Origin of the sequence: Rubellimicrobium rubrum (assembly GCF_006152115.1) — a bacterium.
In the GTDB taxonomy this organism is placed as follows: Bacteria; Pseudomonadota; Alphaproteobacteria; order Rhodobacterales; family Rhodobacteraceae; genus Rubellimicrobium; species Rubellimicrobium rubrum.
Map to the genome: position 1 here is coordinate 190,859 of NZ_VDFU01000005.1, position 14,143 is coordinate 205,001.

Below are 14,143 nucleotides of genomic sequence, written 5' to 3' on the forward strand. Positions count from 1 at the left end.
TGAGCACGACTGCCCTGACGAACCAGGGTTGCACGTACGAGTTGTGCAGGACGCAGGCAGGTAGACGATCACCTTCGAAGCAAAGGGACGAGTGACTCAAGGCGGGGAGCCGCGATCCCGTCGGGCCTCTGGTCTCGTCGGCGCTCCCGCCCTTAGTCCGGCCTCTACGAGCAGTCTTCGACTGCCAAAGATCGAATGTCTTCGGAGTCCGTGGCGGCGCATCAGGGCCGGATCGTTCCATCGCCCGTCACCAGATACTTGAAACTGGTCAGTTGCTCGGCCCCGACTGGCCCTCGGGCGTGGAGCTTGCCCGTGGCGATGCCGATTTCGGCTCCCATGCCGAACTCTCCTCCATCCGCGAACTGAGTGGAGGCGTTGCGCATCAGGATGGCGCTGTCCAGCTGCGTCATGAACCGTTCGGCCGTGGCATCGCTTTCGGTCAGGATGGACTCGGTATGCCCCGATCCGTAGCGCTGGATGTGGGCAATGGCCTCATCCACACCGTCCACCAGCTTGGCCGCGATGATCATGTCAAGAAACTCGCGGCCGAAATCCTCCGGTGCGGCTTTCACCGTCCCTAGCACGTTGAGCAACTCGCCCTCGGTCCGGACCTCCACGCCGGCCCTGAGCAGATCTTCGATCAGGACGGGTCCGTGCTGAGTGTAGAAGCGCCAGTCAATCAGCAGGCATTCGGCTGCCCCGCAGACGCCGGTCCGCCGGGTCTTTGCGTTCAGCACGACCTGTCGTGCCTTGTCGATGTCGGCGTCCTTGTCGGCATAGACGTGGCATATGCCTTCGAGGTGAGCGAAGACAGGAACCCTTGCCTCGGCTTGGACCAGTCCGACAAGCCCTTTGCCCCCTCGCGGCACGATGACGTCGATGTGCTGCACCGCACCCAGCATGGCTGAGACCATGGCCCGGTCCCGCGTCGGAACGATCTGGATTGCGTCCTCGGGCAGGCCGGCCTCCCGCAAGCCCTGGGCAAGGCAAGCGTGGATGGCCGCCGAGGAATGCAGGCTTTCCGATCCCCCCCGCAGGATGACGGCATTCCCCGCCTGCAGGCAAAGCGCGCCTGCATCGGCCGTCACGTTGGGACGGGACTCGTAGATCACGCCGATCACGCCAAGCGGGGTGCTGACCCGTTGAATGTGCAGGCCCGAGGGCACGTCCCACTCGGCCAGCACGCGCCCGACCGGATCGCTCTGGGCCGCGACGTTTCGCAGTCCGTCCACGATCGCCCGAATCCGGCGAGGGTCTAGGATCAGCCGGTCGATCATCGCGGAGGACAGGCCCCGAGCTTCCGCGAAGACCAGGTCCTCGGCATTGGCGTCCATGATGGCCTGTTCGTTCGCCTCGATGGCATGGGCGGCCGAGATGAGGGCTGCATACTTCCGCTCGGAGTCGGCCGTGGCGAGAACCCGGGCCGCAGAGCGGGCGCGCGTCCCCATGTCGTCCATGAGGGAGCGTAGATCGGTATGGTCGAGCATCAGAGCACCATGTCGTCGCGGTGGATCAGGGCCGCCCGCCCCTTGTATCCCAAGATCGCCTCGATGTCCGCGCTCTTGCGGCCGGTCAACGCGCGGGCCTCCTCGGCCGTGTAGCGGGCCAGCCCAAGGCCCAGGCGGGTGCCTTCGGGCGAAAGGATCGCAACGGGGTCGCCTCGCCCGAAGCGACCTTGCACGGCCGTGATCCCGGCCGGCAGCAGGCTCTTGCCCTCGCCAAGGGCGCGGGCCGCGCCGGCGTCCACACGCAGTTCGCCCCGGGGCTTCATGGCGGCAATCCAGCGCTTGCGGGCGGCTTGTGGGTCCGTCTGGGCGCGGAACCATGTCGCATTCGCCCCTGCTTCAAGCGCCGACAAAGGGTGAAGCGAGGACCCCAGCGTGATCGCCATAGCGCAGCCAGCATCCGTCGCGACCTTAGCCGCCATGAGCTTTGTGATCATCCCGCCCTTGGACAGGCCGGACACACCTTCGCCGGCCATGGCCTCGATCTCGGGCGTGATCCGGTCCACTGTTTCGAACCGCCGTGCGGCCGGGTCGGTGTGCGGGTTTCCGTCGTAGAAGCCATCCACATCCGACAGCAGGATCAGCACATCCGCGCCTGTGGTGACGGCGACCTGTGCTGCCAAGCGATCATTGTCGCCATAGCGGATCTCGTCGGTCGCGACCGTGTCGTTCTCGTTGACGATCGGAACCACGCCCAACGAGAGCATCGTCTCCATGGTCGCGCGGGAATTGAGATAGCGGCGCCGGTCCGTGGAATCCTCAAGCGTGACCAGCACCTGTCCGGTCACAATCCCGTGCGGAGCCAGTGCCTCCTCGTAGGCGCGGGCCAAGCGGATCTGGCCGACCGCCGCAGCGGCTTGCGACTGTTCAAGGGAAAGCCCTTGGCTCGGTAGTCCCAACACGCCTCGGCCTAGCGCGATGGACCCCGAGGACACGAGAACGACCTGCGTTCCGCGCGCCTTCAGTCGAGCCACGTCGGATGCAAGGCTATGCAACCAGTGAGCCCGAAGTCCCGTGACCCGATCGACAAGCAGCGCGGACCCGATCTTCACAACTAGGCGCTGAGCGTCCGACAGGCTCGGCATCACGGCTGCCACGGCTTCTCCTCCTCGTCCTCGCGACCTTCCTCGGCGCGGGCACCGTCGATGACGGCGCGAAGGGCACGCAAGACCTCCGTCACACCTTCCTTGGTCGCGCCCGACATCAGCATGACACGGCCCTCGGCGACCTCCTCAAGGTCCGACAGCTTGGCCGTCCGCTCATCGGCGGCAAGGGCGTCGATCTTGTTGAGGACCGTGATGCGGGGCTTGTCGGCCAGATCGCCGCCGTACTGCTCAAGCTCGTTGATGATGATCTCGCAGTCGCTCGCGACGTCTTCGGAGGTGCCATCGATCAGGTGCAGGAGCACCTTGCATCGCTCCACGTGACCCAGGAACTGGTCGCCCAAGCCTCGTCCTTCGGAAGCGCCCTCGATCAAGCCGGGGATGTCGGCGATCACGAACTCGGCGCCATCCACCGCCACGACCCCAAGGTTCGGAACCAACGTCGTGAAGGGGTAATCCGCGATCTTGGGACGGGCGTTGGAGGTCGCGGCAAGAAAGGTGCTCTTGCCTGCGTTTGGCATTCCAAGCAGGCCCACATCGGCGATGAGCTTGAGCCGCAGCCAGACCGTCCGCTCCACGCCCTCCTGCCCCGGATTGGCGCGGCGGGGCGCCCGATTGGTGGACGACGTAAAGCGCATGTTGCCCCAACCGCCGTTGCCGCCCTGCGCCAACACCATCCGCTGTCCAGGCACCGTCAGGTCCGCGATCAGCGTTTCCTCGTCCTCGTCGATGATCTCGGTGCCCACGGGAACCCGCAGGACCACGTCCTCGCCGTCCGCTCCGGTCTTCTGGCTGCCTTGGCCGCCCTTGCCGTTCTTGGCGAAGAAGTGCTGCTGATATCGGAAGTCGATGAGCGTGTTCAGCCCCTCGACCACCTCGATCACCACGTCGCCGCCCTTGCCGCCGTCGCCGCCGTCCGGACCCCCATACTCCACGAACTTCTCCCGGCGGAACGAAACGCATCCGTTGCCACCGGTGCCGGAGCGGACGTTGACCTTGGCGAGATCGAGAAACTTCATGGGAATGAACCTTTGAACAGGGCATCGCGATAGCGGGTTCGCGCCGTCTTCTCAAGCGTACGGAACGTCCTGGCTGTTCCCATGTTAGGCAGCAAAGGGGAACGCCGATGGTCCGAGACAAAAGTATCCGCTGGGCGCTGGTGCTCGGGTTCGCCTTGGGGGGGTTCTTCGACGGCATCCTCCTCCATCAGATCCTGCAGTGGCATCATCTCCTGAGCCTTGTACCGGGTGCAGGCGACCTGACGCGGCAGGTCCTTTGGGACGGGCTTTTCCACGCCTTCATGTATCTACTGGCAGCCGCGGGCCTATGGGGTCTCTGGCGGGCCCACCGACGGCATCTCATGCCGACCGGGGCCGGCCTTGCAGGCGCGCTGGCCTTGGGCTTCGGGCTTTGGCATGTCACGGACGCCGTGCTGTCGCACTGGATCTTGGGTCTGCACCGCGTTCGGATCGAGGCTGAGGCGCCCCTGGCCTGGGATCTCGGGTGGCTGACGGTATTCGGCCTTGTCCCGATGGGGACTGGCTGGGTGTTTCTCCGACGTGGCCAAAACAATCCGCCTGGTCGGGGCGGCGCAGCGCTGGCCGCGCTGGTCATACTCTGCCTCGGATCGGGAGCCTGGGCCGCGCGCCCTTCGAATGCGCCCTACACCCTGGCCGTCTTCGCACCCAACCGCCCGCCAGAGCACATCGCGCGCGACCTCGCCAATCTAGGAGCGAACGTGGTCTGGTCGGGGCCGACCTTGCAGGTGGCGCTTCTCGACGTGCCAGCCCAGGAGCGTTGGGCCCTTTATCGGCACGGGGCCGTGTTTGTGAGCGGGACGGCGTTGCCTGCCGGCTGCCTGGGCTGGAGCGCGGCATCCTGAGGAACGCCGCCCCAAAAACGGGTCAACTGAACGAGCCGCTTGCTGGATGCGGAACTTAAACCATCAAAGCAAGCTGCCGCTTTCCTTACGGAGCGCCGAACCCAGAGAAGTTGCTAGCCCCGAACCCTCATCTATCGCTTGAGGGACAGCGCGTAAGTCCATGTCGGGACGTTGATGCCACGAGCCACCGAGAACGATTCCGCGTCGCCCAGGTAGTCGAATCCGTTATGGGTCAGAACCCGAGCGGAACCCGGATTATCCTGGAACACTTCGGCGAATATGACCTCATCCCCATGGGGATTGGCGGCGATCAAAGCTCCGACAGCTTCGCTGGCAAGACCCGTGTTCCAGAATGGCGGAGCGATCCAGAACGTGATCTCGCTCTGGCGTCGCTCCATTCGGGTCAGGTAAACCAGGCCAAGCACCTCTCCCAGACCATGGGCCGAGCCGTCGAGCACCCACACGTCTTCGGTGCGGCTTGGCTGCGCAGCACGAGAGGTCATGGCCTCGGCAGCCCCTGGCGGAAAAGGATGGGGGATGGATCGGGTATTGCAGGCCACGCGTTTGTCACCGGCGTAATGGGCGATCAGTCCCGCGTCGGACTTCTGCATCGGTCTCAGGATGAAGCGTCCGGCCGGGATGACCGGCTGCGGCGTGACTGGATCAACCTGTGCCTTGACCACTGACTCGAGCATGGCGGTGTCCTCCCCGACACCCACTGCTCCGGCGTAGGGCCGGAGGGTTCCGGACAATCTAAGCCCGGACTGAGGCGATTTCATGAAGCTATGTTGTGACTGGCGCAGCGGAACGGCTTCCCCAGAGAGACGCAGGCGGAAAAGAAATGGGGGACCGGAACGTTACCCGGCCCCCCATCCCGATTAGATCAGTTTAGCTTATTCAGCAGCCTGCGCGACGGGCGAGACGGATACGAAGGTCCGGCCCTTGAGTCCCTTGCGGAAGGTCACGTGACCCTCGGACACGGCGAAGATCGTGTGATCGGTCCCCATGCCCACGCCGGTGCCGGGCCAGATCTTGGTCCCGCGCTGGCGCACGATGATGTTGCCGGGAATGACCACTTGGCCCCCGTACTTCTTCACGCCGAGGCGGCGGCCGGCGCTGTCACGCCCGTTGCGGGAAGATCCGCCAGCTTTCTTGTGTGCCATCGGTCAGTCTCCTTAGGCGTTATCGGCCGAGTCGTCGGCCTTATCGGAAGATCCGGGCAGGAAGGCTGCGGCTGCGATCGCAGCGACCCCGGCGGCGGCAACTGCGGCAAGCGCCACCTTGCCTGTCCTGCTTTCGACCGCGTCCTCTACGACGTCCACTACCCTTTCGGCGGCATTCTCGACCCTGTCGAGAACCTCACCGGCTTCCTGGCGGACGGTCGAGGCTGCTTGGCGCACGCGCACCATCAAGCTGACCGGAGCCGCACCTTGGCCAGTGCCCGTGCCGATGGCGGCCTTGACGCCAGTACCCTCGGCTCCGCCGGCCAGGATGTCGGTCACGCGAAGCAGGGTGAGCTGCTGGCGGTGGCCCTTGGTCCGCTTGGAGGAATGCTTGCGGCGACGGCGGACGAAGTGAATGGTCTTCTCGCCCTTGATCTGATCGATCACGGTCGCCTGGACAGCAGCACCGGCCACGAAAGGCGCGCCGATCTGGTCGCCGACTATGAGGACTTCATTGAATTGGATCGTCTCGCCCGCCTCGGCGTCGAGTTTCTCGACGCGCAGGACGTCGCCCGACTGGACCCGGTACTGCTTGCCGCCGGTCTTGAGAACCGCGAACATATGGTCTTCCTTTCCTGTTCCGCGCCCTGCGGCCCCCCTTGCAGGGAAGTTGTGGACCCTTTCGGGCCCGCCTCGGGCAGCGCGCCCCTGAAGGGCGTCCAATGATGCTGGGCGCAGCACAAAGCAGCGCGGGCCCTGCAAACGAATCCGCTTGCCGGGATGGCGGCTTATCTGCGCAATGGGACTCCAAGTCAATATCATGGCCGGTGCCTGAACAATGAGATACATCCCTTTCGGCGCGATGATCCTGCTGGTGGCCTGTACGCACGGTCTGAACGTAGGTGCACTTGTAGATCCCGCTGACGCTCAACGGCGTGGTGCAGTCGAGTTGCGGGTCAAGTCCGACCTCCCCGCCATCCTCGCGGACGTCAATCAGGGGGGTGGCCCTTCCCTTTCGGCGGCCATGGACGCCGCGCAGGTACCCATCGCTGATCGCCCTGCACGATCACTCCAACTCCGGGGCGACCTGGCGCTCTTTCAGGCAAACCCCAGCGCCCTCGTGTCCACCTTGATCCTCTACGGCTCGTAGCGCGAAGATTTCAGGATCACGGGTGCCCCATTCAGGGACGCTGGACGGGACCGTTGTTCCCTATCGAGTTGCCGCCTACAGCTGCGCAGTGGTCAGATACCGGGCTGCCACGAGCCCAAGCTTCCGCGAGACGTCGACCAATCTCTGATCGAACGCGTCGAAGACAGCCCGGTTCAGCGCCCGTCCGGGCTCCGTTTCCGAGAACTCCAAGTAGGCCTGGATATCCTCGTCAGATGCGGGCTCGTACGCCTTGAGCAGGAATGAATACACCCACTCGGTCGTGTCGGCACGGATCTGCGCCTCCTGCGCCCACACGCCCGACAGGATATCATCTTCGGTCATGTCCGAGTTCAAGGCACCGCCATCCATCAAACCCAGGAAGTAGGCGACGTTCGCATTCATGGCGCCGGCGACATTCGTGTCCACAAGATCGTTGGTCTCCGCGTAGCGGCGCAGGAGGTCGATGCGGGGCGAGCCTTCGGCGATCGCGACGGCGGCTGCCTCCTTGGCCTGCTGCTCCACATCGTCGTCCAGCATGGCGGTTCTCGCATCGACCTCCAGCTTGGAAACCCGACGCCCATTCTCCGACTCGAGGAACGCTAGCATGGCCGACGTATCCTGCCCCTCGAGACCGGTCGCCAAGGAGTCTAGAACCTGATCGGCTAGATGGTTTTCATCATAGACGGTCGCGACGGCCTCCGACCATTCGGCAGGAGTCGTGCCGCCACCGAACAGCGATTCCGCCAAGGTCTCGCCGTACTCACGGCCCTCTTCAGCCATCAGGTCAATGACTTGGGGCAGCAGGAGAGCCTCGTAAATGGCCTCAACGGGGTCCGGTTGGTCGGTTGCAGCTTCAGATGCGACAGACTGGGCCAGCACTGGAGCGGCTCCAAGGACCAGGACCAAGGCGCCGGCAGTTCGGATGGACATGGCTAGCAAGGCTCCGCGATACCACTGGCCGTCCAGCGGCCCTCAAAGGAGTCATAGTGATCTGCTCCCTCGCAGCCAAGCGACCGAAAGCGGACTGACGCGATTGTCAGGCGCTAGGAGACTGGCTGAAGGGGGTTGCGTCTGTCCGCGCAGCCGACTAGATCGTTCCTCGGCCGCGGAGAGATGCCGGAGCGGTCGAACGGGGCGGTCTCGAAAACCGTTGAGGGTGCAAGCCTTCCCAGGGTTCGAATCCCTGTCTCTCCGCCACCAGATCTCCTGTCCATGGCGTGTTGCTTGTCGGTCGTCTTACCCGACGTGGCAGCTTTTGCTGATCTGCAGGCATTCACCTCTTGCGCCAACAGCTGTGCACTGGTGAACGCCATCGCAGACAGCGGTAAGCTATTTACATGGAGGCAGCCCGAGCCGAAGTCTGGAATGCTTGGGGCCTGATCGCCCGGGCCACTAACGGCGAGCGATCAGACGACGGGGCTCTTGGTTGAACGAGCGGGTCGAGTCGTTCTGCTGACCGCTGCCCATCCGATCGAGCGTCTGGATGACCTCGTTGATCTGTGTTGAGCCGATCGACTGTTCGCGGCAAGCCGATGAAATTTCGGCAACGAGCGTAGCTGTCTGACGGATGTCGGTCAGGAGCTTGGTCACGCGGCTTCCGCCCTCTTCCGCGGCCGTCACCGCTTCGGACGCCATGGCGGCCATTTCCGAAGCCGCTACCCCGGCGCGCTCGGCCAGCTTTCGGACCTCCGAAGCCACGACAGCGAAGCCTCGCCCATTCTCGCCAGCGCGGGCCGCCTCGACTGCAGCGTTCAGAGCCAGAAGATCCGTCTGGCGAGCGATCTCCTGAAGAACGCGGAGCTTGTCGGCGATCGTTCGAATGGCTGTGACCGTGCGCTGGACCGCCTTGCCATTCTCGTCGGCGCTCTCCGCGGAGGACGCAGCAAGGGTTTCGGTCCGTCCGGCGCTGTCCGCCGTCTGACGGATACTGGAGGTGATCTCCTCCATGGCAGAGGAAAGCTGTTCGATCGCGCGGCCCTGCTCTTGCGACAGAGCCAGCCGGGCGGCATCCGCCGCGTCCCGCTCGGCCGTGATGGCCTCGATATAGGTCGAGATAGCAAGGTCCATGTCCAGAATTGCGTAACGGACGACGGCGCTGACCGCTGCGGTGGCGCGCTCTTCGCGGCGACGCCTGCTCCAGAAAGGGCCGCGCAGCATGCGGGGCAGCGCCTCGCGGATGACGCGTCCCAGGACCAAGCCGTAGGCCCCAAGATACCAGTTGGGCTCAAGCCCGATTCGGGCATGGGTCTGACCGATGACCCGCGCCTTGTCGAGATAGGCGCCATCGAGCTGGGCGTTCAAGAGATGAGCCCAGTGCGCCGCCTGCCGGGCTTTCGTCCGCTCGACCTTGTCAGACGTGGGGAAATGGGCGGACACTTCGGGCGTCGCGGCGACATGATCGTAGAAGTCATCGAGCGCCCGGCCAATGGCATCCTTGAGGACGGGGAGGCTTGTTCGGGAAAGCTCCGCGTCCTTGGCCGTCAGTTGCATGAACTTGAGGCGCTGGGTCAGCTTCTGGTCGTCGGTCATTCGTCGCACTCTGCTCCTGGATCTGACCCCTTCCCGATATGATCTCTTGGTTAACAGATGGTTTTGACGGCCTGCCGGACCTGCATGGGATGTCCAGCCGCCACGGCACCCGTCCTCTGGCTGGCCAGCGCGTTAACGGAGAAGGGTGAAGCCGGGGCAGCGATCCCTCACGAACATCCCATTCGCGAGATGCATGACCCGCAACGGTCCCTAGAGGCCAGGACCGAGCCGCGCCTCTTGCGGATGGCACCTCCGCTGCGAACGAGAAAGGGCGGCCCTCTTGGACCGCCCCTAGAGGACATCTGGTCGGACATTCCTGCCCGGACGGCCTCACTTAGAGCTCAGAAACCCCTGGATGTTGGCCGGAGTCACGAGCTGGAAGGGTTATACACCTTCTGCTCGACGGTTTCGCCCCGCACCAGAGCGAGCGCTGCATCGATCGCGCCCGACCCCTGCCCGGCGGCATCCTGGAACACAGTCACGTCCAGATCGCCGGCCTGCATGGCCGCAAGCGCGTCCTGGGTCGCATCGATGCCAGCGACGATCATCTCGTCCATCGACATCCCGGCAGACTTCATGGCCTGAATGCCACCGATCGCCATCTCATCGTTGTTGGCGATGAACGCGTCGAATTCGACGCCAGCCGATAGCCAGTTCGCCATCAGATCGGTGGCCTACGTCCGGTTCCGGTTGGCCGTCTGCTCCTCCACGATCTGCATGAAGGCACAGTCGAGGGTGGCGATCACGTCTTGGATGTCCTGCGTGCGCTGAACGGCGGCTTGGTTCGAGAGTTCGCCCTGCATGACGACGATCTTGGCTTCGGTCACGCCCTGCTCCTTCAGAAGCCGGCAGACTTCCTGGGTTTGCAGGGTGCCCGACTCGCGCTCGTCGGACGAGACGAAGGCCTGGTTGTCCGGCAAGGTATCGACGTTGATGGGCTGGCGGTTGACGAACACCAGCGGGACGCCGGCGGCTGACACCGCATCGATCATGGCCTGCGTGGCCGACGTGTCCAACGGGTTCACCACGATGGCGTCCACGCCCGCAGCGATGAAGTTCTGCACCTGGCTTAGTTGCTTGCCGACGTCATTAGTTGCATCCTCGATTGTGACTTCGACCCTTTCAGCCCCTCGGCGTGTTCGGTCATGCCATTGCGCAATGTGATCAGGAAGTTGCCATCGAAAAGGGCCATCGACACCCCGATCGTTTCGGCCATCGCGCTCGTGGACAGGAGGCCGGCGATGCCGGCCAGGATCAGCGTCTTCTTTTTGTTATATTCTCCAGTACGGCCTCCGGCTGCACCGCTCTTTATCTTGGGCCGGAAAGCCCCCTGTTCAGGGGCCTCGTTTCATGTGCTTCGATTCAAGGGCCCCGTGCAGGAACGCTCAAGCCAGAAGCGGGCGCGATCGCGCCCCGAACCGGTGCGGTGACGGCAGGATGCGTCGGTCGTTGGCAAACATGGTCACCGCAGTCTCCCCCGCGCCGTTACCCTGCCGATCAGGCCCCGTTGTTTCGGAGACTCAGTTTCGGCACTACACTTCCTGCCTGGCGTCCCATGCCCCGTCCTGTCAACGCGAACCGGGCCCTTTCCCCTCAGCCCTGATGTTCGGAGCCAATGATCAATGACGAAATTATATCAGAGCGTGTCTTTCAGCGCCTGCATCGGCAAGTCCCTGATGGCGCCCGGCCGGTCATTCGGCGGCTTGCGCCGCTGGCATCCGTCCCCTGCCTCTCAGGGTTCGCAGGACAACGTAGAACGCCGGTACGAGGAATATCCCGATGAAGGTCGCGGCCAGTGTGCCGCCCATCACTCCAATTCCGATGGCATTCTGTGCGCCCGCCCCGGCTCCTGTCGCTGTGGCCAGCGGCGTGACGCCAAGGATGAAGGCCAGCGACGTCATGAGGATGGGGCGCAGACGGAGCCGTGCCGCTTCGATGGCGGCCTGGGAGGCAGTTCGTCCCTCCAGTTCGAGATCGCGCGCGAACTCGACGATCAGGATGGCGTTCTTGGCCGCGAGGCCAATGGTCGTGAGCAGGCCCACCTTGAAGTAGACGTCATTCGATTGGTCGAACAGCCAAGCCGCCAGCAAGGCTCCCAGCACGCCGACCGGAACCGACAACATGACCGAGAACGGGATCGACCAGCTTTCGTAAAGCGCCGCCAGGCAAAGGAACACGACGAGCACGGAAAGGGCATACAGGTAAGGCGCCTGGTTGCCCGACTGGCGTTCCTGATAGCTCAGGTCGGTCCAGGCCACGCCCCAGCCGCCCGGCACCTGCGCCACCAGTTCCTCCATCGCGTCCATGGCCTCGCCAGAGCTTGTCCCATCGGCCTCGGATCCGGAAATCGACAAGGCGCGCTGCCCGTCGATCCGTGACAGGCGTGGCGCGACCGGAGCCCACTCGGTGGTCAGGAAGGATGCGAAGGGCACCATCTCCCCCTGCTCATTACGGGCATACCAGCTCTCGATATCCTCGGGCTGCATGCGGCTGGCCGCATCGGCTTGCACGATGACGGGCCGAAGGCTTGAGCCCAGGATGAAGTCGTTCACGCTCTCGCCCGAGAAGATCACCGACAGCATGGCATTGACGGCAGGGACCGACACGCCAAAGCTTTCTGCCTTCTGCTGGTCGATGTTGATACGGAGTGCACTTTCGTCCTCGGTCCCGCGCGCATCCACGTTCTGCACCCGCTCGTCGCCTTCGGCCAGCAGCACGAGTTCCTCTGCCGCGCCCCTAAGAGCCTCGGTCCCGGCTCCCGACTGATCCACCAGGTACATGGAGAACCCGCGCGAGTTGCCGAGTCCCTGGATGGCGGGCGGCTGAATGACGAAGATGCGGCCGGCCCGGTGGTCGCCGAACCTTGCGTTGGCGCGTTGCGCGACGGCTGTCGCGGACAGGTCAGCGCTCTCGCGCTCCTCGAAGTCCTTGAGCTTGATGAAGAGCATGGCCGCATTCTGGCCGGACCCGCCAAAGCCGAAGCCCAGGGCTGCAAAGGTGGACTCCACGGCATCGGTCTCTTCGGTCATCAGGTAATCCTGCACCTCTTCGACGACCGCCGTGGTCTGGGCGATGGTGGACCCTTCGGACAGGTTGATCTGGGTCATCAGGACGCCTTGGTCCTCTGCAGGCAGGAACGAACTGTCCAATCGGCCGTAAAGCTGCCATGCCCCGAACCCGACGCCAGCAAGGATGGCCAGCGCGACGAGAGGCCACGCAACCATGCGGCGGACGCCGGCGGCATAGCCGTCCGTCACTGCCTCGAAGCCGCGGTTGAACAGGCGCGCAGGCAGGAACTGCCTGCCACCGCGATGGGGCCGCAGGAACGACGCACAAAGCGCCGGAGTGAGGATCAGCGCCACGGCGGCTGAAAGGATCATGGCCGAGATGATCGTGACCGAGAACTGCCGGTAGATGACACCCGTGGAGCCAGGGAAGAACGCCATCGGCAGGAACACGGCCGACAGTACGAGCGCGATCCCGATGAGCGCCCCGGTGATCTGGCCCATGCTCTTTTCCGTGGCTTCGACAGGTCCCAAACCCTCTTCGGCCATGAACCGTTCGACATTCTCGACCACCACGATGGCGTCGTCCACAAGAAGGCCGATGGCCAGCACCATGGCGAACATGGTCAGCGTGTTGATGGAATAGCCAAGCACGGCCAGCATGGCGAAGGTTCCCAGGAGGACCACAGGAACCGCCACGATCGGGATGAGGGTGGCGCGCCAGTTCTGCAGGAAGATGAGGATCACCGCGAAGACGAGCGCGATCGCCTCAATCAGGGTATGCTCGACCTGCTCAATGGACAGCTCCACGAAAGGCGAGGTGTCGTAGGCATAGCGAACCTCAACCCCCTCGGGCAACGCTCCCTCCAGACCTGCGATGGTCGCCCGGACAGCGGCAGCAGTGTCCACGGCGTTCGCACCGGTGGCGAGATTGACCCCGAACCCCGACGCGGCCAGTCCGTTGAAAAGGGAGTCACCGCCATACCGCTCCTGCCCGATCTCGACCCGTGCGACATCGCCCAGATAGACGATCCCGGTCCCATCGCCCGACTTGACCTGAATGCCTTCGAATTCCTCGACGGTCGAAAGCTGGCTTTGTGCGGTGATCGTTGCCGTGAACTGCTGGCCCGGCACGACGGGCTGGGTGCCCAGGGCCCCGACGGACACGGTGGTGTTCTGCGCCTCGACGGCCGCGACGATGTCCGATGGCGTGAGTTGATACTGGGCAAGGCTGAGCGGGTCGAGCCAGATCCGCATCGCGTAACCCGAGCCGAAGCTGTTGATGCCGCCCACCCCTTCGGTCCGTTGCACAGGTCCTTCGATGGTGGAGGACATGATGTCTCCCAGCTCCAGGGTGCTGTAACGCCCATCAGTCGAAACGAGCGCACCGACCATCAGGATCGATGAACTCGACCGTGAAACCGTCACGCCATTCCGCTGGACGACGTCGGGCAGCCGCCCTTCGACCTGCTGGACCCGGCTCTGGACCTCGTTCTGCGCGTCCGGTCCTTCGATGCTTTCGTCGAAGGTAAGCGTGACGCTCGCCGAGCCTTCGTTGGAGGAGGAGACGATATAGAGCAGCCCATCGAGACCAGTCAGCCCGTCCTCGATGACTTGCGTCACCGACCCTTCCACGGCGTCGGCGGTCGCGCCAGGATAAGAGGCCGAGATCCGCACGGTGGTGGGCGCGATGTCAGGATACTGGGAGACGGACAGGGTCGTGAGCGCAAAGGCCCCGGCCAGCATGACGACAATGGCAAGCACCCAGGCGAAGACGGGACGATGTATGAAGAACTGGGCCATCGC

At 64.1% G+C, this 14,143-nt stretch carries 11 protein-coding genes, 1 tRNA gene and 1 pseudogene; 3 read left to right on the top strand and 10 right to left on the bottom strand.

From position 1 onward, the window contains the following. Window positions 1–221: 221 nt before the first annotated feature. Genes FHG66_RS06635 through obgE form a run of 3 tightly spaced genes read right to left on the bottom strand, consistent with a single transcriptional unit; the run spans window position 222 to window position 3,627 of the window. The gene (locus FHG66_RS06635; protein WP_139075958.1) at window positions 222–1,487 is read right to left on the bottom strand and encodes a glutamate-5-semialdehyde dehydrogenase; all 1,266 of its coding nucleotides are present in this window, start codon (window positions 1,485–1,487) and stop codon (window positions 222–224) included. Continuing rightward, window positions 1,487–2,590: a glutamate 5-kinase gene (gene proB, locus FHG66_RS06640; protein ID WP_139076005.1), complete on the bottom strand. Its 1,104-nt coding sequence runs from the start codon at window positions 2,588–2,590 to the stop codon at window positions 1,487–1,489. The genes FHG66_RS06635 and proB overlap by 1 nt, the downstream gene beginning before the upstream one ends. Beyond that, window positions 2,590–3,627: a GTPase ObgE gene (gene obgE, locus FHG66_RS06645; protein WP_139075959.1), complete on the bottom strand. Its 1,038-nt coding sequence runs from the start codon at window positions 3,625–3,627 to the stop codon at window positions 2,590–2,592. The genes proB and obgE overlap by 1 nt, the downstream gene beginning before the upstream one ends. Window positions 3,628–3,734: 107 nt before the next feature. Here obgE and FHG66_RS06650 point away from each other — a divergent pair, with 107 nt between their 5' ends. After that, window positions 3,735–4,490, top strand: a complete 756-nt coding sequence (locus FHG66_RS06650) for a DUF2243 domain-containing protein (RefSeq protein ID WP_139075960.1) — start codon at window positions 3,735–3,737, stop codon at window positions 4,488–4,490. 131 nt (window positions 4,491–4,621) lie between these two features. Here FHG66_RS06650 and FHG66_RS06655 read toward each other — a convergent pair whose 3' ends face one another. The 3 genes from FHG66_RS06655 to rplU form a co-directional block, all read right to left on the bottom strand. After that, window positions 4,622–5,185 (bottom strand): GNAT family N-acetyltransferase, encoded by a 564-nt coding sequence (locus FHG66_RS06655; RefSeq protein ID WP_139075961.1) that lies wholly within the window; start codon window positions 5,183–5,185, stop codon window positions 4,622–4,624. A 198-nt stretch (window positions 5,186–5,383) separates the two neighbouring features. Beyond that, entirely contained in the window at window positions 5,384–5,653 is a 270-nt protein-coding gene (gene rpmA, locus FHG66_RS06660; protein WP_139075962.1) for a 50S ribosomal protein L27, read from the bottom strand. A gap of 12 nt (window positions 5,654–5,665) precedes the next feature. Further along, window positions 5,666–6,274, bottom strand: coding sequence for a 50S ribosomal protein L21 (rplU, locus tag FHG66_RS06665; RefSeq protein WP_139075963.1), 609 nt, complete (start codon window positions 6,272–6,274; stop codon window positions 5,666–5,668). Window positions 6,275–6,491: 217 nt separating this feature from the next. Here rplU and FHG66_RS06670 point away from each other — a divergent pair, with 217 nt between their 5' ends. Beyond that, window positions 6,492–6,803, top strand: a complete 312-nt coding sequence (locus FHG66_RS06670) for a hypothetical protein (RefSeq protein ID WP_139075964.1) — start codon at window positions 6,492–6,494, stop codon at window positions 6,801–6,803. Between the two features lie 75 nt (window positions 6,804–6,878). Here FHG66_RS06670 and FHG66_RS06675 read toward each other — a convergent pair whose 3' ends face one another. After that, complete coding sequence (locus FHG66_RS06675) at window positions 6,879–7,733, bottom strand: hypothetical protein (RefSeq protein ID WP_246082490.1); 855 nt, start codon at window positions 7,731–7,733, stop codon at window positions 6,879–6,881. A gap of 177 nt (window positions 7,734–7,910) precedes the next feature. On the opposite strand from FHG66_RS06675, the gene FHG66_RS06680 reads away from it, so the two are divergent. After that, window positions 7,911–8,000, top strand: a tRNA-Ser gene (locus FHG66_RS06680). 195 nt (window positions 8,001–8,195) lie between these two features. Here FHG66_RS06680 and FHG66_RS21505 read toward each other — a convergent pair. From FHG66_RS21505 to FHG66_RS06695, 3 genes and pseudogenes are all read right to left on the bottom strand, one after another. Continuing rightward, window positions 8,196–9,332, bottom strand: a complete 1,137-nt coding sequence (locus FHG66_RS21505; protein ID WP_176556153.1) for a globin-coupled sensor protein — start codon at window positions 9,330–9,332, stop codon at window positions 8,196–8,198. A 368-nt stretch (window positions 9,333–9,700) separates the two neighbouring features. Next, window positions 9,701–10,396: pseudogene (locus FHG66_RS06690) on the bottom strand (substrate-binding domain-containing protein). 627 nt (window positions 10,397–11,023) lie between these two features. Next, window positions 11,024–14,140, bottom strand: a complete 3,117-nt coding sequence (locus FHG66_RS06695) for an efflux RND transporter permease subunit (RefSeq protein WP_139075966.1) — start codon at window positions 14,138–14,140, stop codon at window positions 11,024–11,026. Window positions 14,141–14,143: the final 3 nt, after the last annotated feature.

Excerpts from the sequence above, each read along its gene's own strand:
- FHG66_RS06635 (WP_139075958.1), bottom strand. The coding sequence starts at position 1,487 with ATGCTCGACCATACCGATCTACGCTCCCTCATGGACGACATGGGGACG.
- proB (WP_139076005.1), bottom strand. The coding sequence starts at position 2,590 with ATGCCGAGCCTGTCGGACGCTCAGCGCCTAGTTGTGAAGATCGGGTCC.
- obgE (WP_139075959.1), bottom strand. The coding sequence starts at position 3,627 with ATGAAGTTTCTCGATCTCGCCAAGGTCAACGTCCGCTCCGGCACCGGT.
- FHG66_RS06650 (WP_139075960.1), top strand. The coding sequence starts at position 3,735 with ATGGTCCGAGACAAAAGTATCCGCTGGGCGCTGGTGCTCGGGTTCGCC.
- FHG66_RS06655 (WP_139075961.1), bottom strand. The coding sequence starts at position 5,185 with ATGCTCGAGTCAGTGGTCAAGGCACAGGTTGATCCAGTCACGCCGCAG.
- rpmA (WP_139075962.1), bottom strand. The coding sequence starts at position 5,653 with ATGGCACACAAGAAAGCTGGCGGATCTTCCCGCAACGGGCGTGACAGC.
- rplU (WP_139075963.1), bottom strand. The coding sequence starts at position 6,274 with ATGTTCGCGGTTCTCAAGACCGGCGGCAAGCAGTACCGGGTCCAGTCG.
- FHG66_RS06670 (WP_139075964.1), top strand. The coding sequence starts at position 6,492 with ATGAGATACATCCCTTTCGGCGCGATGATCCTGCTGGTGGCCTGTACG.
- FHG66_RS06675 (WP_246082490.1), bottom strand. The coding sequence starts at position 7,733 with ATGTCCATCCGAACTGCCGGCGCCTTGGTCCTGGTCCTTGGAGCCGCT.
- FHG66_RS21505 (WP_176556153.1), bottom strand. The coding sequence starts at position 9,332 with ATGACCGACGACCAGAAGCTGACCCAGCGCCTCAAGTTCATGCAACTG.
- FHG66_RS06695 (WP_139075966.1), bottom strand. The coding sequence starts at position 14,140 with ATGGCCCAGTTCTTCATACATCGTCCCGTCTTCGCCTGGGTGCTTGCC.